The organism is Streptomyces sp. NPDC016459, assembly GCF_040632845.1.
In the GTDB taxonomy this organism is placed as follows: Bacteria; Actinomycetota; Actinomycetes; order Streptomycetales; family Streptomycetaceae; genus Streptomyces.
The window spans coordinates 359,127-379,253 of sequence record NZ_JBEYCR010000001.1 but is presented as its reverse complement, the minus strand read 5'-3'; the positions used below and the strand labels follow the sequence as shown (position 1 = coordinate 379,253).

The 20,127-nt window shown below is 70.8% G+C and carries 20 protein-coding genes and 1 riboswitch; of the genes, 15 read left to right on the top strand and 5 right to left on the bottom strand.

Going from position 1 to position 20,127, the window contains the following annotated elements; genetic code table 11:
* The first annotated feature begins 69 nt into the window (after positions 1-69).
* The gene (locus tag ABZ567_RS01700; protein ID WP_360783300.1) at positions 70-1,323 is read left to right on the top strand and encodes an Ig-like domain-containing protein; all 1,254 of its coding nucleotides are present in this window, start codon (positions 70-72) and stop codon (positions 1,321-1,323) included.
* Positions 1,324-1,328: 5 nt separating this feature from the next.
* Here the strand turns inward: ABZ567_RS01700 and ABZ567_RS01695 are convergent, their stop codons facing one another.
* Positions 1,329-1,730 (bottom strand): response regulator transcription factor, encoded by a 402-nt coding sequence (locus tag ABZ567_RS01695; RefSeq protein WP_073806804.1) that lies wholly within the window; start codon positions 1,728-1,730, stop codon positions 1,329-1,331.
* Between the two features lie 202 nt (positions 1,731-1,932).
* Here ABZ567_RS01695 and ABZ567_RS01690 point away from each other — a divergent pair, with 202 nt between their 5' ends.
* From ABZ567_RS01690 to ABZ567_RS01665, 6 genes are all read left to right on the top strand, one after another.
* Complete coding sequence (locus tag ABZ567_RS01690; protein ID WP_360783297.1) at positions 1,933-2,553, top strand: heme-copper oxidase subunit III; 621 nt, start codon at positions 1,933-1,935, stop codon at positions 2,551-2,553.
* Between the two features lie 74 nt (positions 2,554-2,627).
* A complete protein-coding gene (locus ABZ567_RS01685) occupies positions 2,628-3,437 on the top strand; it encodes a c-type cytochrome (protein ID WP_360783295.1) in 810 nt (269 codons plus the stop codon).
* Entirely contained in the window at positions 3,434-4,486 is a 1,053-nt protein-coding gene (locus ABZ567_RS01680) for a Rieske 2Fe-2S domain-containing protein (RefSeq protein WP_360783292.1), read from the top strand. Before ABZ567_RS01685 ends, ABZ567_RS01680 begins: the two co-directional genes overlap by 4 nt.
* Positions 4,483-6,108, top strand: a complete 1,626-nt coding sequence (locus ABZ567_RS01675) for a cytochrome bc complex cytochrome b subunit (protein WP_360783290.1) — start codon at positions 4,483-4,485, stop codon at positions 6,106-6,108. The genes ABZ567_RS01680 and ABZ567_RS01675 overlap by 4 nt, the downstream gene beginning before the upstream one ends.
* Positions 6,109-6,241: 133 nt before the next feature.
* The gene (gene trpD / locus ABZ567_RS01670; protein ID WP_360783287.1) at positions 6,242-7,306 is read left to right on the top strand and encodes an anthranilate phosphoribosyltransferase; all 1,065 of its coding nucleotides are present in this window, start codon (positions 6,242-6,244) and stop codon (positions 7,304-7,306) included.
* 82 nt (positions 7,307-7,388) lie between these two features.
* A riboswitch (SAM riboswitch) is annotated at positions 7,389-7,505 on the top strand.
* 217 nt (positions 7,506-7,722) lie between these two features.
* A complete protein-coding gene (locus ABZ567_RS01665) occupies positions 7,723-9,144 on the top strand; it encodes an aminotransferase class V-fold PLP-dependent enzyme (RefSeq protein ID WP_360783284.1) in 1,422 nt (473 codons plus the stop codon).
* A 71-nt stretch (positions 9,145-9,215) separates the two neighbouring features.
* Here ABZ567_RS01665 and ABZ567_RS01660 read toward each other — a convergent pair whose 3' ends face one another.
* Positions 9,216-9,497, bottom strand: a complete 282-nt coding sequence (locus ABZ567_RS01660) for an Lrp/AsnC ligand binding domain-containing protein (protein WP_030205672.1) — start codon at positions 9,495-9,497, stop codon at positions 9,216-9,218.
* Positions 9,494-10,237 carry a rhomboid family intramembrane serine protease gene (locus tag ABZ567_RS01655; protein ID WP_360783281.1) on the bottom strand — a complete coding sequence of 248 codons (744 nt, stop codon included), beginning with the start codon at positions 10,235-10,237 and terminating at the stop codon, positions 9,494-9,496. The genes ABZ567_RS01660 and ABZ567_RS01655 overlap by 4 nt, the downstream gene beginning before the upstream one ends.
* Positions 10,238-10,395: 158 nt before the next feature.
* On the opposite strand from ABZ567_RS01655, the gene ABZ567_RS01650 reads away from it, so the two are divergent.
* The 7 genes from ABZ567_RS01650 to ABZ567_RS01620 all read left to right on the top strand — a co-directional run bounded on the left by ABZ567_RS01650 (position 10,396) and on the right by ABZ567_RS01620 (position 18,228).
* Positions 10,396-10,638: a hypothetical protein gene (locus ABZ567_RS01650; RefSeq protein ID WP_053640505.1), complete on the top strand. Its 243-nt coding sequence runs from the start codon at positions 10,396-10,398 to the stop codon at positions 10,636-10,638.
* A 33-nt stretch (positions 10,639-10,671) separates the two neighbouring features.
* Positions 10,672-12,036, top strand: coding sequence for an NYN domain-containing protein (locus tag ABZ567_RS01645; RefSeq protein ID WP_360783277.1), 1,365 nt, complete (start codon positions 10,672-10,674; stop codon positions 12,034-12,036).
* Between the two features lie 256 nt (positions 12,037-12,292).
* Complete coding sequence (locus ABZ567_RS01640) at positions 12,293-13,342, top strand: NlpC/P60 family protein (protein WP_360783274.1); 1,050 nt, start codon at positions 12,293-12,295, stop codon at positions 13,340-13,342.
* Positions 13,343-13,536: 194 nt separating this feature from the next.
* Positions 13,537-14,607 (top strand): NlpC/P60 family protein, encoded by a 1,071-nt coding sequence (locus ABZ567_RS01635; protein WP_360783271.1) that lies wholly within the window; start codon positions 13,537-13,539, stop codon positions 14,605-14,607.
* 75 nt (positions 14,608-14,682) lie between these two features.
* Positions 14,683-15,900, top strand: coding sequence for a hypothetical protein (locus ABZ567_RS01630; RefSeq protein WP_360783268.1), 1,218 nt, complete (start codon positions 14,683-14,685; stop codon positions 15,898-15,900).
* Between the two features lie 173 nt (positions 15,901-16,073).
* Positions 16,074-16,889: an RNA polymerase sigma factor SigF gene (locus ABZ567_RS01625; protein WP_360783264.1), complete on the top strand. Its 816-nt coding sequence runs from the start codon at positions 16,074-16,076 to the stop codon at positions 16,887-16,889.
* A 112-nt stretch (positions 16,890-17,001) separates the two neighbouring features.
* Positions 17,002-18,228: a phospholipase D-like domain-containing protein gene (locus ABZ567_RS01620; RefSeq protein ID WP_360783261.1), complete on the top strand. Its 1,227-nt coding sequence runs from the start codon at positions 17,002-17,004 to the stop codon at positions 18,226-18,228.
* A gap of 33 nt (positions 18,229-18,261) precedes the next feature.
* Here the strand turns inward: ABZ567_RS01620 and ABZ567_RS01615 are convergent, their stop codons facing one another.
* Together ABZ567_RS01615 and ABZ567_RS01610 are read right to left on the bottom strand one after the other, a co-directional pair.
* Positions 18,262-19,191 (bottom strand): sensor histidine kinase, encoded by a 930-nt coding sequence (locus ABZ567_RS01615; protein WP_360783259.1) that lies wholly within the window; start codon positions 19,189-19,191, stop codon positions 18,262-18,264.
* Positions 19,188-19,445 (bottom strand): STAS domain-containing protein, encoded by a 258-nt coding sequence (locus ABZ567_RS01610; RefSeq protein ID WP_360783256.1) that lies wholly within the window; start codon positions 19,443-19,445, stop codon positions 19,188-19,190. The genes ABZ567_RS01615 and ABZ567_RS01610 overlap by 4 nt, the downstream gene beginning before the upstream one ends.
* Before the next feature lie 275 nt (positions 19,446-19,720).
* Between ABZ567_RS01610 and ABZ567_RS01605 the strand changes: the two genes are divergently transcribed.
* Positions 19,721-20,095 (top strand): STAS domain-containing protein, encoded by a 375-nt coding sequence (locus ABZ567_RS01605; RefSeq protein WP_360783253.1) that lies wholly within the window; start codon positions 19,721-19,723, stop codon positions 20,093-20,095.
* The last annotated feature ends 32 nt before the right edge of the window (positions 20,096-20,127 follow it).

Here is a 20,127-nt window from a genome sequence, read left to right as displayed (position 1 = left end):
GAAGTGGCCGGGCCCCTCTTTTGCAGCACTCGGCGCGCTGTCGCGGGCGATTGTTCTTACGGTGAGTCCATGAACGACACGCCGCGCATTCGGACTGTTCTGAGCTGCACTTTCCTGGCTGTCACCGTCACCGCGGCCGCCAGCGCCTGCACGTCCTCGGACCACCATCCGCTGTCGGCGAGGGCCTACGACGCGGCGGGCCAGCTCGCGGTCAGCGCCCCCGCCGACGGCGCCAAGGCGGACCCCGAGAAGCCCCTGGAGATCACCGCCAAGGGCGAGGGCGGCCGGATCACCGACGTCAGCGCCGTCGACGCCTCAGGACACCACCTGGCCGGCGAGCTCACCGCGGACGGGCAGCGCTGGCGTTCCACGGCCGCTCTGGCGGCCGGTACCCGCTACACCGTCCGCGTCTCCACCGAGGACGGGGACGGCGCCCCAGGCGCCCGTACGTTCACTTTCGAGACGGCCCCGGCCAAGCGGGCCCTGACCGTGACCTTCGGCCCGGAGGCGGGCACGTACGGCGTCGGACAGCCCGTCACGGCCGACCTCAGCCTCCCCGTCAAGGACCGCAAGGCGCGCGCCGTCGTCGAGCGGGCCCTCAAGGTCCGCTCCACCCCCTCCGTCGAGGGCTCCTGGTACTGGGTGGACGACAAGAAGCTGCACTTCCGCCCGAAGGAGTACTGGCCCGCCGGCGCGCGCGTCACGGTCACCGGCAACCTGGACGGCCTCAAGGTCGGCGACAAGCTCTACGGCGGCGCGTCCAAGCCGCTGAAGCTCACCATCGGCGACCGGGTCGAGGCGATCGCGGACGCCGGATCGCACTACATGACGGTGAAGCGCAACGGAGAAGTGATCAACACCATTCCGGTGACCACCGGCAAACCGGGCTTCTCCACCCGTAACGGCATCAAGGTGATCCTCGGCAAGGAGTACTACGTCCGGATGCGGGGCACCAGCGTCGGCATCGCGGCCGGCAGCTCCGAGTCGTACGACCTGCCCGTCTACTACGCGACCCGGGTCACCTGGAGCGGCGAGTACGTCCACGCCGCGCCCTGGTCCGTCGGCTCGCAGGGCGTGGCCAACGTCAGCCACGGCTGTGTCGGCATGTCGACGGGGAACGCCGCCTGGTTCTACGAGACCGTCCGCCCCGGCGACATCGTCAGGACCGTCAACAGCTACGGCGACACGATGGACACCTTCGGCAACGGCTTCGGCGACTGGAACCTGTCCTGGGACAAGTGGCGCCAGGGAAGCGCCCTGGTGGAGGCCGCCGGAAACCCGGTGGCCCCCACCGAGAAGGCCCGCCTGAGGCCGTCGATCTGATCAGCTCACGAGGCGATCGAGAGGCGCGAGCGCAACAGCGCCGCCAGGGACGCCGCGAACTCGACCGGTTCCACCGGAAGGGTGACCGCGGCGTCCGCACGGCTCCAGGTGGCCAGCCAGGCGTCCTGTGGGCGCCCGATCAGGAGCAGCACCGGCGGGCAGTGGAAGACCTCGTCCTTCAGCTGCCGGCAGACGCCCATGCCGCCCGCGGGGACCGCCTCGCCGTCCAGGACGCACACGTCGACGCCGCCCTCGTCCAGGCGCTTCAGCACCGCCGGCAGCGTCGCGCACTCCACGAACTCGACCGGGGGCACGTCGGAGGCGGGCCTGCGTCCGGCCGCCAGCCGTACCTGCTCGCGGGTGTTCGCGTCGTCGCTGTAGACCAGGACCGTGGCACTCGACTGCATCGTTCCTCCGGCTGGGAAGGCGGGTGGGTCGTCGTCGACCGATGCGCGGATGCTACTCCGGTCCACACCTCGTCAACACCCGTTCAACACCTGTTCGAAGGGTGCCGGGGAGCCGTCGTACTGGGCCGTTCGGGCCTGGCAGACCCCTCTGACACTCCGAACGGCACCCCCCGGAGTGAGGGCGGGATAAGCGACCGACATAATGTCGGTCGTGGCGACAGTAACGACAGTAGAAACAGGGCACGCGCACCCGTCGGTCAATCGACCGAACCTCACCAGCGTCGGAACCATCATCTGGTTGAGCTCCGAGCTGATGTTCTTCGCGGCCCTCTTCGCGATGTACTTCACCCTGCGATCGGTGACGGGAGCCGACTTCTGGACGGAAAAGGCCTCGGCCTTGAACTTCCCGTTCTCGGCCACCAACACCACGATCCTGGTGCTCTCCTCCCTCACCTGTCAGCTCGGCGTCTTCGCCGCCGAGCGGGGCGACGTGAAGAAGCTCAGGTCGTGGTTCATCATCACGTTCGTGATGGGTGCGATCTTCATCGGCGGACAGGTCTTCGAGTACACCGAGCTGGTGAAGCACGAGGGCCTCTCGCTCTCGTCGGACCCGTACGGCTCCGTGTTCTACCTGACCACCGGCTTCCACGGACTGCACGTGACAGGCGGACTCATCGCCTTCCTGCTGGTCCTGGGCCGGACGTACGCCGCCAAGAGGTTCACTCATGAGCAGGCAACCGCCGCCATCGTCGTGTCCTACTACTGGCACTTCGTCGATGTCGTCTGGATCGGCCTCTTCGCCACGATCTACATGATCAAGTAATCGGCGCCGCCGACACGGCGGACCGAGTCATCCAGCAAGCATCGACGCAGAAGATCCTGACACCGGGGTAATCCGTGAAAAAGCTCTCCGCACGACGACGCCATCCGCTGGCGGCGGTCGTCGTCCTACTTCTCGCGCTGGCGGCCACGGGGGGGCTGTACGCCGCGTTCGCGCCCGCGGGCACGGCGAAGGCCGATGAAACCGCCCAGTCCCTCGCCATCGAGGAGGGCAAGAAGCTCTACTCCGTAGGCTGCGCCAGCTGCCACGGAACCGGCGGTCAGGGCACCACTGACGGCCCCTCCCTCGTCGGCGTCGGTTCGGCGTCGGTCGACTTCCAGGTCGGCACGGGCCGTATGCCGGCCCAGCAGCCGGGCGCCCAGGTCCCGAAGAAGAAGGTCATCTACTCGCAGGCTGAGATCGATCAGCTCGCGGCGTACGTCGCCTCTCTCGGTTCCGGCCCGATCACGCCGACCGCGCAGCAGTACAACCCGGCGGGCGCCAACGCCGCCAAGGGTGGCGAACTGTTCCGCACCAACTGTGCCCAGTGCCACAACTTCACCGGCGAGGGTGGCGCGCTGACCCATGGCAAGTACGCCCCGAGCCTCGAAGGCGTGAGCCCGAAGCACCTCTACGAGGCCATGCAGACCGGCCCGCAGAACATGCCCTCCTTCCCGGACACGACCATGCCGGAGCAGGAGAAGAAGGACATCATCGCGTACGTCCAGGCCGTCAACGGCGAGAAGGCCGACAGCCCGGGCGGTCTCTCGCTCGGTGGCCTCGGCCCCGTCAGCGAGGGTCTGTTCGCCTGGATCTTCGGTCTGGGCGCGCTGATCGCAGTTGCCGTCTGGGTCGCGGCCCACACCGCTAAGGCCAAGAAGTCATGAGTAGCCAAGAGATTCCAGAAGAGACCCTGCCGGCAGGGCAGGACACCGCGCACGGCGCGGTGAAGGTCGCCGACGACCCGTTCGCCGACCCGGGGCTCCCGCCCCACAGGCCCCGCATCCAGGACATCGACGAGCGGGCCGCCCGTCGGTCCGAGCGCGCGGTCGCCTTCATGTTCACGCTGTCGATGCTGGCCACCGTCGCCTTCATCGCCTCGTACGTGATCTTCCCGGTCGACAAGATCGTGTACATCTGGCCCTTCGGCCGGGTGTCCGCGCTCAACTTCGCGCTCGGCTGGACCCTCGGTCTCGCCCTCTTCTTCATCGGCGCGGGCGCGGTCCACTGGGCCCGCACCCTGATGTCCGACGTCGAGATCGCGGACGAGCGGCACCCGATCCAGGCCGACGCCGAGACCAAGGCGAAGGTCATGTCGGACTTCGCGGCCGGTGCCGCCGAGTCGGGCATGGGCCGCCGCAAGCTCATCCGCAACACGATGTTCGGCGCGCTGTCGCTCGTACCGCTCTCCGGCATCGTGCTGCTGCGTGACATGGGCCCCCTGCCCGAGAAGAAGCTCCGGACCACCATGTGGGCCAAGGGGCTTCAGCTCATCAACATGAACACGCACGAGCCGCTGCGTCCCGAGGACGTCGCCGTGGGTTCGCTGACCTTCGCGATGCCCGAGGGCCTCTCGGAGCACGACCACCACTTCCAGACCGAGATCGCCAAGGCCGCCCTGATGATCGTCCGGATCCAGCCGGAGGACATCAAGGACAAGCGCGAGCTCGAGTGGTCGCACGAGGGCATCGTCGCGTTCTCGAAGATCTGCACCCACGTGGGCTGCCCGATCTCCCTGTACGAGCAGCAGACGCACCACGTCCTCTGCCCGTGCCACCAGTCCACCTTCGACCTCTCCGACGGCGCCCGCGTCATCTTCGGCCCGGCCGGTCACGCCCTTCCGCAGCTGCGGATCGGTGTGAACGACAAGGGCTTCCTGGAGGCGCTCGGCGACTTCGACGAGCCCGTCGGTCCTGCCTTCTGGGAGCGCGGATGAGCACCGTGACCGACACATCGAAGAAGGCGCCCGCGGGTGAGCGGGTCGCCGACTGGGCCGACGGACGCCTGGGGATCTACTCGCTGGCCAAGGCCAACATGCGGAAGATCTTCCCGGACCACTGGTCCTTCATGCTGGGCGAGATCTGCCTCTACAGCTTCCTCATCATCATCCTGACGGGCGTCTATCTGACGATGTTCTTCCACCCGTCGATGAACGAGGTGGAGTACGCGGGACCGTACGTCCCGCTCCAGGGACAGCTGATGTCCGAGGCGTTCAACTCGACCATGCACATCTCGTTCGAGGTGCGCGGTGGTCTGCTCATCCGGCAGATCCACCACTGGGCGGCGCTGATCTTCCTCGCCGGCATGTTCGTGCACATGATGCGCGTGTTCTTCACCGGCGCGTTCCGCAAGCCGCGTGAGATCAACTGGCTGTTCGGCTTCCTGCTGTTCTTCCTGGGCATGTTCACCGGCTTCACCGGTTACTCGCTCCCGGACGACCTGCTCTCCGGCACCGGTGTCCGCTTCATGCAGGGCGCGATCCTGTCCGTGCCGGTCGTCGGCACGTACCTGTCGATGTTCCTGTTCGGCGGCGAGTTCCCCGGCGGCGACTTCGTGGCCCGGTTCTACTCGGCCCACGTGCTGCTGCTGCCCGGCATCATGCTCGGTCTCGTGGTGGCCCACCTCATCCTGGTGTTCTTCCACAAGCACACGCAGTTCGCCGGCCCCGGCCGCACGAACAACAACGTCGTGGGCATGCCGCTGCTGCCGGTCTACATGGCCAAGGCCGGAGGCTTCTTCTTCCTGGTCTTCGGTGTCATCGCCATCATCTCGGCGATCGCCTCGATCAACCCGATCTGGGCACTCGGCCCGTACCGCCCGGACCAGGTGTCCACCGGCGCCCAGCCCGACTGGTACATGGGCTTCGCCGAGGGTCTGATCCGTGTCATGCCGGGCTGGGAGATCAACCTGTGGGGCCACACGCTGGTCCTCGGCGTGATGATCCCGCTGGCCATCTTCCCGGCGGTCCTCGCCGCGATCGCGGTCTACCCGTTCATCGAGTCCTGGATCACCGGCGACAAGCGCGAGCACCACATCGCGCAGCGCCCGCGCAACGCTCCGACGCGCACCGCCTTCGGTGTCGCCTGGATCACCGCGTACATGATCATGCTGGTGGGTGGTGGAAACGACCTCTGGGCGACCCACTTCCACCTGTCGATCAACTCGATCACCTGGTTCGTGCGGATCTTCTTCTTCGTCGGCCCGGTCATCGCGTTCATCGTCACCAAGCGGATCTGCCTCGGCCTCCAGCGCCGCGACAAGGACAAGGTGCTGCACGGACGCGAGTCCGGCATCATCAAGCGCCTGCCGCACGGTGAGTTCGTCGAGGTCCACGAGCCGCTCAGCCAGGGCGAGCTGCACCGCCTCACCGCGCACGAGCAGTACGAGGCCGCGGCGCTGCCGCCGGCCGTCGACGAGAACGGCGTGGAGCGCAAGGTCGGGCGCATGGAGAAGCTCCGGATCAAGCTCAACAAGGGCTACTACGGCGACGACAGCCAGATCGCCAAGCCCACGGTCGAGGAGTACAAGGCGATCCAGGACGGCCACGGCCACCACTGATCACCTGAACTCCTGACCTGCCGGTCGCCACGGCGAGAGCCCCGTCCATTCGATGGACGGGGCTCTTTGCCGTCCCCGGGGCTCGATAGGCTGGCCATGACCTATTGCGCGCGCAATTGACGATGGAGCTGCCATGAGCGCTGTGACCCCCGCTGGAGGATTGACGTCGGCGGGCCGCTCCTGGCCCGTCGTCCTGGACGGTCTGCTGACCGGCCGCGACCAGAGCGCCGAGGACACCGCGTGGGCGATGGACCGGATCCTGCGCGGCGAGGCCACCGACGCCCAGATCGCAGGCTTCGCGGTCGCCCTGCGTGCCAAGGGCGAGACCGTCGAGGAGATCTCGGGGCTCGTGCGCACCATGTACGAGCACGCCAACACGATCGAGGTGCCCGGCCCCTCCGTCGACATCGTCGGCACCGGCGGCGACGGCGCCAAGACCGTCAACATCTCGACCATGTCCGCGATCGTCGTCGCCGGCACCGGTGCCAAGGTCGTCAAGCACGGCAACCGGGCCGCGTCCTCCGCGTCCGGCGCCTCCGACGTCCTGGAGAAGCTCGGCGTCAACCTGGAGCTGACCCCGCGGCGGGTCGCCGAGGTCGCGGAGGAGGCCGGGATCACCTTCTGCTTCGCGGTGAAGTTCCACCCGGCGCTGCGTCATGTCGCCGCGGCCCGCAGGGAGCTCGGCATCCGGACCACCTTCAACTTCCTCGGTCCGCTCACCAACCCCGCCCGGGTGCGGGCCCAGGCCACCGGGGTCGCCGACGCCCGGATGGCCCCCATCATGGCCGGGGTGCTCGCCGAGCGCGGTTCCTCCGCGCTCGTCTTCCGCGGCGACGACGGGCTCGACGAGCTGACCACCACCGCCACCTCGCGGGTCTGGGTGGTCCGCGACGGCGCGGTACGGGAGGAGGCCTTCGACCCCCGGGACGTCGGCATCGACCTCGTGCCGGTGGAGGCCCTGCGCGGCGCGGACGCCTCGTACAACGCGGACGTCGCCCGCCGGCTGCTCGCGGGGGAGACCGGCCCGGTACGGGACGCGGTGCTGCTCAACTCGGCGGCGGCGCTGGTCGCGCTCGCCCCGGGGGAGGGCACCCTCGCGGAGCAGCTCCGCGTCGGCATCGAGAAGGCCGCGGAGGCGATCGACTCCGGCGCGGCCCGCCGGGCCCTGGAGCGCTGGATCGCCGTCAGCAACGCGTAGCGCGTGCACCGCCGTTCGACCCCGGTCCAGTATGCGGACCGGGGTCTTGCGCTTCGGCGATCATGTGGCAGGATGTCCTACAGGTCACGAGTGACAGCGTTTTGGCCCCGGCTTGCTGTCCGGCAACCCTCCGTCCGTGGCGGGGTGCCCCGGGTGATGACCAGGCTGTAGGCAGCGAGGTCTACGGCAAGCGCGGACCCCTCGAACACCAGGGGTCCTGGTCTCTCGAGGAGCTTTTTCCGTGAGCAAGCGAATGCGATAGGGCGAATCCGCCCCTACTTCACCCTCGGAACAGGGTCACTTCCGCGTACCCGCGTGCGTCCCCGACGTCTCCGAGGCATCACCCGTACCCCGCCGTGTCCGGCCGCGTACGGATCACCGAAGCCATTCCGCACCGCCCGCCGGGAGATACCGCCATGTCCGCACGCACTCACGCCGCCGTCGCCACCGCCGCCGACGAGTCCGCCGACTCCTGCTGCGCCGCCCCGCTGCCCGTCCTCGGCCGGGACGTCACCGTCCCGCTCGTCACCGGCGGCGAGGTGACCTACGCGGCGCTCGACTACGCGGCCAGCGCCCCGGCCCTCCAGCGGGTGTGGGACGACGTCGCCGCGTACGCCCCGTACTACGGCAGCGTCCACCGCGGCGCCGGCTACCTCTCCCAGCTCTCCACCGACCTCTTCGAGAACAGCCGCGCCACCGTCGCCGAGTTCCTCGACTGCCGCCCCGACGACCAGGTCGTCTTCACCCGCTCCACCACCGACTCGCTCAACCTGCTCGCAGCCACCCTCCCCGCCGACTGCCAGGTCTTCGTCTTCGAGACCGAGCACCACGCCTCGCTGCTGCCGTGGCAGGACGCCCGCGTCACCTACCTCGACGCCCCGCGCACCCCGGAGCAGGCAGTCGCTACCCTGGAGCGCGCCCTCGCCGACCGAGACCCCTCCCCGAGCTCCCGGCCCAGCTCGGGCACGGGAGGCCCCGCGCTCGTCTGCGTCACCGGCGCCTCCAACGTCACCGGGGAGCTGTGGCCGGTGAAGGAGCTCGCCGCCGCCGCGCACGCCCACGGCGCCCGGATCGTGCTCGACGCCGCCCAGCTCGCGCCCCACCACCCGGTCTCCGTCCAGGACCTGGACGTGGACTGGATCGCCTTCTCCGGGCACAAGCTGTACGCGCCCTTCGGCTCGGGCGTCCTCGCCGGCCGCGCCGACTGGCTCCAGGACGCCGAGCCCTACCTCGCGGGCGGCGGCGCCTCCCGCAAGGTGGCACGCCGGGCCGACGGCGGGGTGGACGTGGAGTGGCACACCACCGCGGCCCGCCACGAGGCCGGCTCCCCGAACGTCATCGGCGTGTACTCCATCGCCTCCGCCTGCAAGGCGCTCACCGAGGCCGGCTTCGACGCCCTCGTCGCGCGGGAGCGGCACCTGATCGCCACGGTCCGCGCGGGACTCGCCGAGGTCCCCGAGGTCAAGGTGCTGTCGCTGTTCGGCGACGACGCGCCCCGGGTCGGCGTCATCTCCTTCGTCGTGGAGGGCTGGAACAGCTCCCACTTCGCCGCCGCGCTCTCCGCCGAGTACGGCATCGGCGTCCGCGACGGACTCTTCTGCGCACACCCGCTGGTCCGCACGCTGCTCGGCGGCGACCCCGGGACCCAGGGCGAGTGCGGCGCCCCCGAGGCCGCGCCCGGTGAGAGGTCCCTCAACGCCATCCGGGTGAGCTTCGGCGCCGGTACGCCCGACGAGCACGTGGAGCGGTTCGTCGGCGCGGTGAAGGAGCTCGTCCGCGACGGCGCGCGGTGGAACTACCGCACCGAGGACGGCCGCTGCGTCCCCGACCGCGGCTGAGCGCTCACTCGTACGGGTGAAGGGGGCCTCCCGGTCGGGAGGCCCCCTTCAGTCCTGCCGCGCACGGGCTCTCAGGACTCCAGACCGATGGCGAAGGCCGCCTCCAGGTCGTGCTGGGAGTACGTGCGGAAGGCGACGTGGGTGTCCGTGGCCTCGACGCCCGGGATCTTGCTGATGCTGCCGGGGATCACGTCCGCCAGGTCGTCGTGGCGCGGCACCCGGACCATGGCGATCAGGTCGTACGTACCGGTCACGGAGAAGACCTCACTGACGCTGTCGAGCGCGGCGATGGACTCGGCGATCTCGGGGATGCGGTCCACGCTGGTCTTGATGAGCACGATCGCGGTGATCACGGCTGGCTTTCTCCCTCGGTCGCCGCGGCTTGGGCTTTCACTCTATCCCCACCCCTGTGGCGCCCCCACGCGTAGAGGAAGCCGACGGAGAAGCCCAGCACATGGGCCAGATAGGCGACGCCGGGACCGGCGCCCGCGGCCCGCGCGGCCAGCCACTGGAGCACGAACCAGAAGATCAGCACGATCCAGGCGGGGAAGCGCAGCGGAAGGAAGAAGAGGAAGGGGAAGAGGCTGGTGACCCGGGCCCGCGGGAAGAGGAAGAGGAAGGCCCCGAGCACCCCGGAGATCGCCCCCGACGCCCCGACGAGCGTCTGCTCGCTGTGCGCGTGCGCCGCCGCGTACCCGAGGAGCGCGAGGTAGCCGGTGCCCAGGTAGAAGAGGGCGAACTCGACGGCGCCCATGCGTTCCTCGGTCATCGCGCCGAACACGTACAGGAACAGCATGTTCCCCAGCAGGTGGAGCCAGCTGCCGTGGACGAAGAGCGCGGTCAGCGGGGTGAGCAGGGCCCGCGGATCGCCGCTCATCAGCTCGGCGGGGATGACGCCCCAGCGCCGGAAGTACACGCCCTGTGCCGCGAGGAGCTGATCTCCCGTGCCGTGTGCCGGGTTGAGCCCGGAGACCGGACTGATCACGAAGAGGACGCAGCAGGCGGCGATCAGTCCGTAGGTCACCGTGGGCCCGCCGCGGGCGCCGCGCCAGGACCCCAGGACAGCACGGACCGCTCCTCGCCAATCGATCACGGACAGATCATGGCGTACCCGGGACGAAGTGGACAGAGTGCCTCGCCGTGCCCCCGCCGACCCGTGAGGCCGTAGGGTTACGGGCAGTACGACCGCAGTTCGACGGCGCACCGCGGCTCCCGCACCTGGTACCACGCAACAGGAAGAAGGACGGCTCGATGACGACGGTTCCCCTGCCGACCGCCGAGACTCGCTGGCGCTGCACGCTCTGCGGCAACCTGACCCGCTTCGACGTGACCCGCTCCTCCAAGGTCGTCGAGTACGTCCATCTGGACCTCGCGGGGGAGCCGAAGGTCGAGGAGCGGCAGGTGGTCAGTGAGACCATCGAGTCGGTCCGCTGCCGCTGGTGCAACGCGGTGGACCAGATCGAACTGGTGGACAGGCCGGGCGCCGCCTCCTGAGGGACGGCGCGGATGACATAGGGGTGACGGATCGTGGAGCAGCCCGCGCACGGTGGTGAGCCGGCCGGCGCGGCAGGTGACGCTGCCGAGACGCTCGACCACCCACTGCCGGAAGGCGTACGGCGGCGGGTCGTCGCGCTGGTCGCGGACGCCTTCGGCGGGCTGACCGTCGCGGAGCTGCCCGCACCCCTGAGGCAGTACGCCCGGTTCACCGCGAGCCGACGGGCCAAGTTCGCCGGGAACGCGATGGCGGCCGCTCTGGAGAGCGACCCGTTGTTCCGGCAGCGGATCGGCGAGCGGTTCAAGCTGGGCCAGCCCGAACTGGCCGGCGCCGTGGAGACCGGCACCCCGCCCGCCGCCGCCGACCCCGTCGACGTGGCGGCGGCCGCCTACGTGCTGCGCCCGCCCGGCTGGGTCAAGCTCGTGGCCGCCGCGGGCGAGGAGGCCCTGCGCGCCGACGCCGAGCGGGCCGACGAGGCCGGCCGGCGCGAGCTGGAGCGGCTGCGCGAGGAGCTCGCCGGCGCCCGCGACCGCGCCCGGGACGAGACCGAGCAGCTGCGGCGCGACCTGGAGACGGCCAGGAAGGAAGCGGAATCGCTTCACCGCAAGCTGCGCAGCGCCCAGAGCGACGTGAAGCGCGGCGAGGCGGCGCTGCGCCGCGTCCGGGGCGAGATCGAGACCGCGCGGGCCGAGGCGGCCGCCCAGGTGTCCTCGGCCGAGAGCGAGAGCCGGCGGCTCAAGGCCCGGCTCGGCGAGGTCGAGGCGGCCCTGGAGGCGAGCCGCAGATCGGCCCGTGAGGGGCGCTCGGTGGAGGACATGCGGCTGCGGCTGCTGCTCGACACCGTCCTCGACGCCGCCCAGGGGCTGCGCCGCGAACTCGCGCTGCCGCCCGTCTCGACGCACCCGGCGGACACGGTGGACGCGGTGGAGCCGGGGCGGATGTCCCCGAAGGACATCGCGGCGCGGGCGCTCTCCGAGACCGATCCGGCACTGCTCGACCAGCTCCTCGCGCTGCCGCAGGCCCATCTGGTCGTCGACGGCTACAACGTCACCAAGACCGGCTATCCGACGATGCCGCTGGAGAAGCAGCGGCTGCGGTTGCTCGGCTCCCTGTCGGCCCTCGCGGCCCGCTCGGGCGCCGAGGTCACCTGCGTCTTCGACGGGGCGGAGCTGGCGGCCCCGGTGCTGCTCGCGCCGCCGCGCGGGGTGCGGGTGCTGTTCTCCAAGCCCGGTGTCACGGCCGACGAGTTGATCCGGCAGCTGGTGCGGGCGGAGCCGCCGGGCCGGCCGGTGGTGGTGGTCTCCACGGACCGTGAGGTCGCCGACGGGGTGGCCAAGGCGGGGGCACGGCCGGTCGCGTCCGCCTTGTTGCTGAAGCGGCTTTCGCGGCTCTCGTAACACATGGCAACTCCTGGGTCTTATGCCCGAATTCTGGATGGCGGACCGTCAAGTGGTCATCACTGCCCGTGCGATGCGTGTAAATAAAGTGGTGCCTGAGCGATATTTTTGCCAGTGGGATTTGAACTGATCACAACTTGGTCACTAGGGTCGGCCTTCGAACCTTCGCGCGGTTGATCATCCATCCGGGGTGGCAGCGAAGGAACCGCCTTCCCTTGACCGGTTGGGCGGCTCGAGGAAGAAGGAGCTCGCCTTCGTGGCGTCCCACCGTCGACCCAAGCAGCCGAGCCGCACCCGCGTGACCGTGCTCACCGTGACCGCGGCCGCCGCCGTCGCCCTCACCGCACAGTCCGGTGCCCAAGCGGCCCCCGCCAAGCCCAAGATCGACGAGGTCAAGTCCAAGGTCGACGCACTGCACCACGAGGCCGAGGAGGCCACGGAGCAGTACAACCTCGCCGAGGAGCGCCGCGGCACGCTGCAGAAGGAGATCGGCCAGCTCCAGGACAAGGTCGCCCGCGGTCAGCAGGAGCTCAACACCCTGCGCGACCAGATCGGTTCGGTCGCCAGCGCCCAGTACCGCTCCGGCGGCATCGACCCGGCGCTCCAGCTCTTCCTCTCCGCGGACCCGGACACCTACCTCGACAAGGCGTCCGCGATCGACCAGGTCAGCGCCCAGCAGGCCGACGTGCTCACCTCCATCCAGGCGAAGCAGCGCACCCTCGCCCAGCAGCGGGCCGAGGCCACCACGAAGCTGGCCGACCTCGAGGACGTCCGCAAGACCCTCGGCGCCAAGAAGAAGAAGTTCCAGGGCAAGCTCGCCGAGGCGCAGAAGCTCCTCAACACCCTCACCGCGGCCGAGAAGGCCAAGCTGGAGCAGGAGGAGCGGGCGAAGGAGCAGCGCGCGAGTCGCGCCGCCGGCGAGCGGATGGACCTCGGCAACGAGGCCCCCGCGAACGGCTACGGCGCCGCGGCGCTCGCCGCCGCCGCCACCCAGGTCGGCAAGCCGTACGTCTCCGGCGCCGAGGGCCCCGGCGCGTACGACTGCTCCGGCCTGACCATGTGGGCCTACGGCCAGGCCAACGTCCAGCTCACCCGCACCACCTACACCCAGCAGAACGACGGCGTGAAGATCGGCCGCAGCCAGCTCAAGCCGGGCGACCTGGTCTTCTTCAACGGCCTGTCGCACGTGGGTCTGTACGCGGGCAACAACACGATCCTGCACGCCCCCAAGCCGGGCGCCAGCGTCCGCTACGAGTCCATGAGCTACATGGGCACGTTCCAGTTCGGTGTCCGCATCGGCGGCTGACGCCCGACGGACCCTGCGGTATGCCGCCCGAACGGGTGGTTCACCGCGACCCTGACTGACCTGACGCCCCGCCGGTGACCTGTGTTCTCCGGCGGGGCGTCACTGTGTGTGTCCATCGGCTTCGTTGGACGCCGACTGATCAACGGCTACTGTCTGCCGCGCCAGTCTGCGTCGAGCCGAACGGAGCGCGATTCGTGGCGTCCCACCGCCGACCCGCCAGGGTCACCGTCCTCACCGCCGCCGCGGCGACCGCGGCGGCGTCCCTCGGGGCCGTCCCCGCGAGCGCCGACCCCGGAGCCGGGACCGAGGCCACCCGGGCCACGGTCGACCGCCTCTTCGAGGAGGCCGAGCGGGCCACCGAGGGCTACAACAAGGCGGACGAGAAGGCGGATGCGCTGCGCCGGACGGTCTCCCAGGCCCGGGACGGCCTCGCCCGCGGCCAGGAGCGCATCAACCACATGCGGGGGGCGCTCGGCTCGGTCGCCGGGGCCCAGTACCGCTCCGGCGGCATCGACCCCGCCCTCGCCCTGCTGCTCTCCTCCGACCCGGACAGCTACCTCGACCGGGCCGCCGCCCTGGAGCGGCTCACCGCCCGCCAGGGGGCCGCGCTCACCGAACTCCAGCGGGAGCAGCGCCGGCTGGACCAGAAGCGGTCCGAGGCCCGTACCGCCCTGGTGGAACTCGACCGCAGCCGGGCCGAGGTCGCCCGCCACAAGCGCACCGTCGAGCGCAAGCTCGCCGAAGCCCGCCGGGTGCTCGCCGGCCTCACCGCGCAGGAGCGCGCGGACTTCGACCGGGCCTCCAGGTCCGGCGGACGCGACGGCGGACAGGAGGGCGGACGCGACGCCGGACGGGAGGGCGGACGCGTCGGCGGACCCGCCGAGGCGGCGCCCCCCATGGCCGACCTCGGCCCGGCCTCCTCGCGGGCCGCCGCCGCCGTGATCGCCGCCCGCAGCGCGATCGGCAAGCCGTACGTGTGGGGGGCCACCGGCCCCTCCGCCTTCGACTGCTCGGGCCTGATGGTCTGGTCGTACCGGCAGGCCGGGATCAGCCTGCCGCGGACCTCGTCGGCGCAGCGGTACGCGGGGCGTCAGGTGCCGCTCGCGCAGGCGCAGCCCGGCGACCTCGTCACGTACCGCGGCGACGCCAGTCACGTCGGGATCTACGCCGGCGGCGGGCAGGTCATCCACGCCCCCTACCCGGGCGCGCGGGTCCGCTACGACCCGGTGAACATGATGTCGCACGTGACGGTGACCCGGGTCTGAGCCCGGGGGCACCGCCGGTCCCGGACCGTCCTGCACGGGAAGCGGGGCCTGCCGTTCCGACCGTACGATCGGGGCGTGGCAGGTCAGGGGAGTGGAGCGGCGCGCGGCGCGGCCGGGTGTCTGCTGGCCGCCCTCCTGGCCGTCGGCGGGTGCACCGCGCCCACGCCGGCCGACCCGGCACCCCGGGAGATCCAGGGCCTGCTCGACCGGCACGCGCGGGCGCTCGTCGACCGGGACGAGGCCGGCTATCTCGCGGCCCTCGACCCCTCGCTCGTACCGGCCGCGCGCACGCAGTTCGACCGGCTCGCCGAGGTCCCGCTGGGCCGCCTGAGCTACCGCGTCACCGACGTCGAGCGGACCGGAGAGGGCACGGCCACCGCCGAGGCCGAGCTGGGGTACCGGATCGAGGGCTACGACCCCGGGCCCGTCACCACCGGACGGATCCTGGACCTCGCGGAGCGGGACGGCCGCTGGTACGTCACCGGCGACCGGGCCGTCGAGGGCGCCCCGCAGCAGCTGTGGCAGCAGGGGCGGGTCGAGGCGGTGACCGGTCGGCGCAGCCTCGTCCTCGGCGTCGGCCAGAGCGACGAGCGGCTGCGGGAGATCGCGGCCGCCGCCGACCGGGCGGTGCCCGCGGTCGGGGAGGCCTGGCACGGCGACTGGGCGGGCCGCGTCGTGGTCCTCGTACCCGCGTCGGTCGAGGCGATGGGACGGCTCCTCGGCGGACCGGCCGCCTCCTACCGGGGCATCGCGGCCGTCACCACCGGCGAGACGGGCGGCGGCCCGCAGGCGCCCGCCGACCGGGTGATCGTGAACCCCGACGCGTACGCGGTGCTCGGCGCCTTCGGGCGGCAGCTGGTCCTCACCCACGAGGCCACCCATGTCGCGACCCGGGTCCAGACCACCGGGGCCACCCCGATCTGGCTCTCCGAGGGCTTCGCCGACTGGGTCGCCTACCGGGGCTCCGGCCGCACCGCCGCCCAGGCCGCGCCCGAACTCGCCCGCGCGGTCCGCGCGGGCGAGCTGCCCGCCCGGCTCCCGGAGGACCCCGAGTTCGGCTTCGGCGGCGACGCGGAGGCCCTGGCACGGGCCTACGAGGGCGGCTGGCTGGCCTGCGAGCTCATCGCGGACCGGTGGGGCGAGGAGGAGCTGACGGCCTTCTACCGCGCGGTCGGGGCCCACCCGGGCCGCGAGGGCGCGGTGGAGAAGGCACTCCAGGACGTGCTCGGCACCACCCCGGAGGACTTCACCGCCGACTGGCGCGCCCATCTGGTGGAGCGGCTCGGCCACTAGGAGCGGGCCGAGTCGCGAGTTCGCTCGAAGACGGGGATAATTTCCGCGCATGACCGGCGACACCCGGGGTAAGCGCGGCCCCGAGGGGTCGAGAGACGTGTTGATCGATGAGGGAGGGCCCGAGAGTGCTGACGACGGCGACGAGGACACAGGCGGAGAACGCTGCGAACGGTATGGCGAGCCTGCCGACCATCGACGACCCGCTCAAGGTCGCTCCTAAGGACGCCCGGGCGATGTCCAGGCTGTTCTTCGGGCAGCTGACGGCTCTTGAGGAAGGCACGCACGAGTACCAGTACGTGCGCAACACCCTCATCGAGATGAACATGTCCCTCGTCCGCTACGCGGCGGGCCGGTTCCGCAGCCGTGGCGCCGACGAGATGGAGGACATCGTCCAGGTCGGGATGATCGGCCTGATCAAGGCCATCGACCGCTTCGAGCTGTCCCGCGAGGTCGAGTTCACCACCTTCGCCGTCCCCTACATCGTGGGCGAGATCAAGCGGTTCTTCCGCGACACCTCCTGGGCCGTGCACGTCCCGCGCCGCCTCCAGGAGGCCCGCGTCGAACTCGCCCGCGCCACCGACGAGTTGAGCACCCGGCTCGGCCGCACGCCCACGGTCAAGGAGCTGGCCGAGCTGATGAGCCTGTCGGAGGACGAGGTCATCGAGGCCCGTCTGGCCGCGAACGGCTACAACTCCAGCTCGCTCGACGCCGCGATCACCGGCGACAGCGAGGACGGCGAGGCGGCCCTCGCCGACTTCATCGGCGCCGAGGACCCCGCCATGGAGCTCGTCGAGGACTTCCACGCCCTCGCGCCCCTCATCGCCGGACTCGCCGACCGCGACCGGCGAATCCTCCACATGCGCTTCGTCGAGGAGCTCACCCAGGCCCAGATCGGCGAGCAGCTGGGCTGCTCCCAGATGCACGTCTCCCGTCTGCTGTCCCGCACGCTGAAGCAGCTTCGCGAAGGCATGCTCACCACCCAGTGCTGAGACCCGGCCGAGGAGCCGCCTCCCCCGGCGGTCTCCTCGGCCCCACCCCGTCACCCTGTCGCGCCGGTCGCTCCGACCGGCGCCCTTCCTTTTTCCGTCGACCAGGTGAGTCATGACGCGTACGCACGAGATACCGGAAGTCCGCGGGGACACCCTCGACGACCAGACCCCTCCTCCTTCCTCCGACGACCGCAAGCACCGCCTCCGGCGGCGCTTGGAGCGCCTGATCGGCATCGCCGCCACCGAGGGGAACTCCCTGGTGGCCCTGCGCAACGGGGACGAGATCTTCGACGCCATGCTGACGGCGATCCGTTCCGCCGAGCACACGGTGGACATGATGACGTTCGTCTACTGGCGCGGTGACATAGCCAATGAATTCGCCCGGGCCCTCGCCGACCGTGCCCGTGAGGGGATACGCGTGCGCCTCCTTCTGGACGGCTTCGGCAGCCGGCTGATCGAGAAGGACCAGCTGCTGGCGATGGAGCAGGCCGGGGTGCAGGTGTCCTGGTTCCGCAAACCGCTCTACCTGTCGCCGTTCAAGCAGAACCACCGCTGCCACCGCAAGGCCCTCGTCGTGGACGAGCGCGTGGCGTTCACCGGCGGCGTCGGCATCGCCCAGGAGTGGTGCGGCGACGCCCGCAACGAGAACGAATGGCGCGACACCCACGTCGAGGTACGGGGTCCGGCGGTGGACGGCATCGCCGCCGCGTTCGCGCAGAACTGGGCCGAGTGCCACCAGGACCTCTTCGACGAGCGCGACCGTTTCGTCGAGCACGAGCGGCAGGGCGACGCGGTCGTGCAGGTCGTGCGGGGATCGGCCAGCATCGGCTGGCAGGACATGCAGACGCTGATCCGGGTGATGCTCGAATCCGCCGAGGAGCGGGTGCGCCTCGCCACGGCGTACTTCGCGCCGGACGCCTACTTCATCGGGCTGCTCTGCGCGGCCGCCAGGCGCGGGGTCGAGGTCGAGATCCTGCTCCCGGGGCCCCATACCGACAAGCGCGTCTGCCAACTGGCCGGGCAGCACTACTACGAGGAACTGACCGCCTGCGGCGTGAAGATCTACGAGTACCAGCCGACGATGATGCACGCCAAGGTCATCACCGTGGACCGGACCGCCAGTCTGATCGGCTCGACCAACTTCAACCGGCGCTCCCTCGACCACGACGAAGAGGTCATGCTCGCCGTCCTGGACGAGACCTTCACCGCCACCCTGGACGAGCACTTCGACCAGGACCTCGAAGCCAGTGAACGGATCAGCGGCGGCCGCTGGAAGAGACGCTCGCCCGTCCAGCGCGCCCGGGAGGCAGCCGTACTGCCGATTCGCCGCTTCCTGTGACCGGGCGGTCGCGCGGGGCGCCGTTCCGGACGGTCAGCGGCTGAGGTAGAAGCGGACGGTGGTGCCGTCCGGAGCCGTGTGCACCCGGACCAGGTCGGCGAGGTAGTTGACCAGGAGCAGGCCGCGCCCGCCCAGCTGGCCACGGGCCGCCGGGCGACGGCCGGCCAGTGGGTCGGCCAGACGGCCGCCGTCCTCGACCTCGCACACGATCCGCTCGCTCTCGGCCCAGATCCGCAGGGTGCCGGAGCCACCGCCGTGGATCACGCTGTTGGTCGTCAGTTCCGAGACCGCGAGCGCGAGGTCCTGTGCCCGGCCGCCGGGCAGCCCCAGCACCTCGGCCTCCTTGACCGCGAAGTGGCGCGCGGCCGGCAGCTCCTCGGCGCCGAAGGAGACCGTCGCGGCGCCCGCCGGACGGACCAGGGGCTCGTTGTAGCGGGTGACGACCGTCTGCCAGTCGTAGGAGGGGCTGCTCAGTTCGCGTCCCCGGTCGATGACCGTGGGGTGGGTGGCCCAGGCGTCGGCGATGACCTCGGCGTCCAGGCGTACCGTGTCGTAGGGGCACAGGATGGTCGCGTCCCGCCCCTGGAAGGCGCTGTTGATCAGCGCTTCGTGCTGCACGCACGCGGGGTACTCGGTGGCTGTACGGCCGGCCCAGATCGGCTCGCCGATGATGCGGACGTGGCCCTCGGGGTGGGCGTCGGCGAACGCTCTCAGCACTCCCGGGATGATCCGGCCGGGGTTGCGGCCGGCCTCGGTCATGTCGAGGAACTGGACACCCTCGGCGCCGGACCCGAGAGCGTTCTTGATCACTTCGAGGTTGGGGCCGGGCACCGCGACCGCCACGGCCTCCCCGGCGGCCAGGCCCTCCTGAACGAAGGGCACGGTTCCGGCCACGTACTCCCGCTCGTCCCGGTAGAACAGGGCCGGGTGCACGAAGGACTCGCCGGTGGCAACTGTACTCATCGCTGTGCCACCTCGATCGTCGACAGGTCGGGCCAGAACATGTCCAGTACGCGCCGCAACTCGGACGGGGGGTCCTCAAGGACGATACGGCCCTTGGGCAGGTTCTGCGCCGTGACCGCCAGAGCGGCCACGCCGGCCACGTCGACGAACTGGAGCCCCGACATCTCCACGTAGGAGACGTCCGTGTGGCGCCGCGCCATGGTCGTCAGGGCGTCTTCCCAGGAAGGGCGCGAGACCACGTTGACCTCGCCCATGGCTCTCACCCCCGGTCGCCCTGACAAGGGGCCTACTTCCAGCAGAGCCCGGCCCGACGACCGCATCGGGCGGAACCTGTCCGCGTCGTGTGGGGCATCCACGCTCTGTTCTCCTACGTCGGCGTCGGCAGTGGCCTCATCCGACCCCGTAGCCTAACCGACCGGGGATTCCCGCGACATCCCGGGGGACCCGTACCGGTGGGGGGCCGTCTCGCCGTGGGCCGGGAGCCCGGCACCCTCGCCGGTCCCGGACCGGGCGGGGCATACTGCGTGGCATGGACAGCACCAGCGGCAACCTGTCCCCGAGGGACGACGAGGGGACCACCGCCCGCACCGACCAGTACACCGTCGGCGGGGCCTGCGTCGTCGTCGCCCGCGGCGACCTGGACCTCAGTACGCTTCAGCCGCTCACCGACGCCCTGGCCACAGCGGGCAGCGCCTACCCCGTGGTGATCCTCGACGCCACGGAGATCACCTTCGGGGACTCCACCTTCCTCAATCTGGTCCTCCACACCCACAGCACGACGGCCCTCCGTGTCGTCGCGCCCGACGAGCAGCTCCGCCGGCTCTTCGAGATCACGGGAGCGGACACCGTCCTCGACATCCGCCCCAGTGTCGAAGCGGCCCTGTCGCCGCCGCCGTCCCCGTAGCGCCCGAGAACGGGACGCCCCTCCCGGGGAGG

What these genes read in the sequence shown, in the direction of transcription:
- ABZ567_RS01605 (WP_360783253.1), top strand. Translation starts at nt 19,721, where the DNA reads ATGGACAGCACCAGCGGCAACCTGTCCCCGAGGGACGACGAGGGGACC.
- ABZ567_RS01650 (WP_053640505.1), top strand. Translation starts at nt 10,396, where the DNA reads ATGACGACGGTTCCCCTGCCGACCGCCGAGACTCGCTGGCGCTGCACG.
- ABZ567_RS01690 (WP_360783297.1), top strand. Translation starts at nt 1,933, where the DNA reads ATGTCGGTCGTGGCGACAGTAACGACAGTAGAAACAGGGCACGCGCAC.
- ABZ567_RS01675 (WP_360783290.1), top strand. Translation starts at nt 4,483, where the DNA reads ATGAGCACCGTGACCGACACATCGAAGAAGGCGCCCGCGGGTGAGCGG.
- trpD (WP_360783287.1), top strand. Translation starts at nt 6,242, where the DNA reads ATGAGCGCTGTGACCCCCGCTGGAGGATTGACGTCGGCGGGCCGCTCC.
- ABZ567_RS01665 (WP_360783284.1), top strand. Translation starts at nt 7,723, where the DNA reads ATGTCCGCACGCACTCACGCCGCCGTCGCCACCGCCGCCGACGAGTCC.
- ABZ567_RS01625 (WP_360783264.1), top strand. Translation starts at nt 16,074, where the DNA reads ATGGCGAGCCTGCCGACCATCGACGACCCGCTCAAGGTCGCTCCTAAG.
- ABZ567_RS01680 (WP_360783292.1), top strand. Translation starts at nt 3,434, where the DNA reads ATGAGTAGCCAAGAGATTCCAGAAGAGACCCTGCCGGCAGGGCAGGAC.
- ABZ567_RS01700 (WP_360783300.1), top strand. Translation starts at nt 70, where the DNA reads ATGAACGACACGCCGCGCATTCGGACTGTTCTGAGCTGCACTTTCCTG.
- ABZ567_RS01695 (WP_073806804.1), bottom strand. Translation starts at nt 1,730, where the DNA reads ATGCAGTCGAGTGCCACGGTCCTGGTCTACAGCGACGACGCGAACACC.
- ABZ567_RS01620 (WP_360783261.1), top strand. Translation starts at nt 17,002, where the DNA reads ATGACGCGTACGCACGAGATACCGGAAGTCCGCGGGGACACCCTCGAC.
- ABZ567_RS01610 (WP_360783256.1), bottom strand. Translation starts at nt 19,445, where the DNA reads ATGGGCGAGGTCAACGTGGTCTCGCGCCCTTCCTGGGAAGACGCCCTG.
- ABZ567_RS01615 (WP_360783259.1), bottom strand. Translation starts at nt 19,191, where the DNA reads ATGAGTACAGTTGCCACCGGCGAGTCCTTCGTGCACCCGGCCCTGTTC.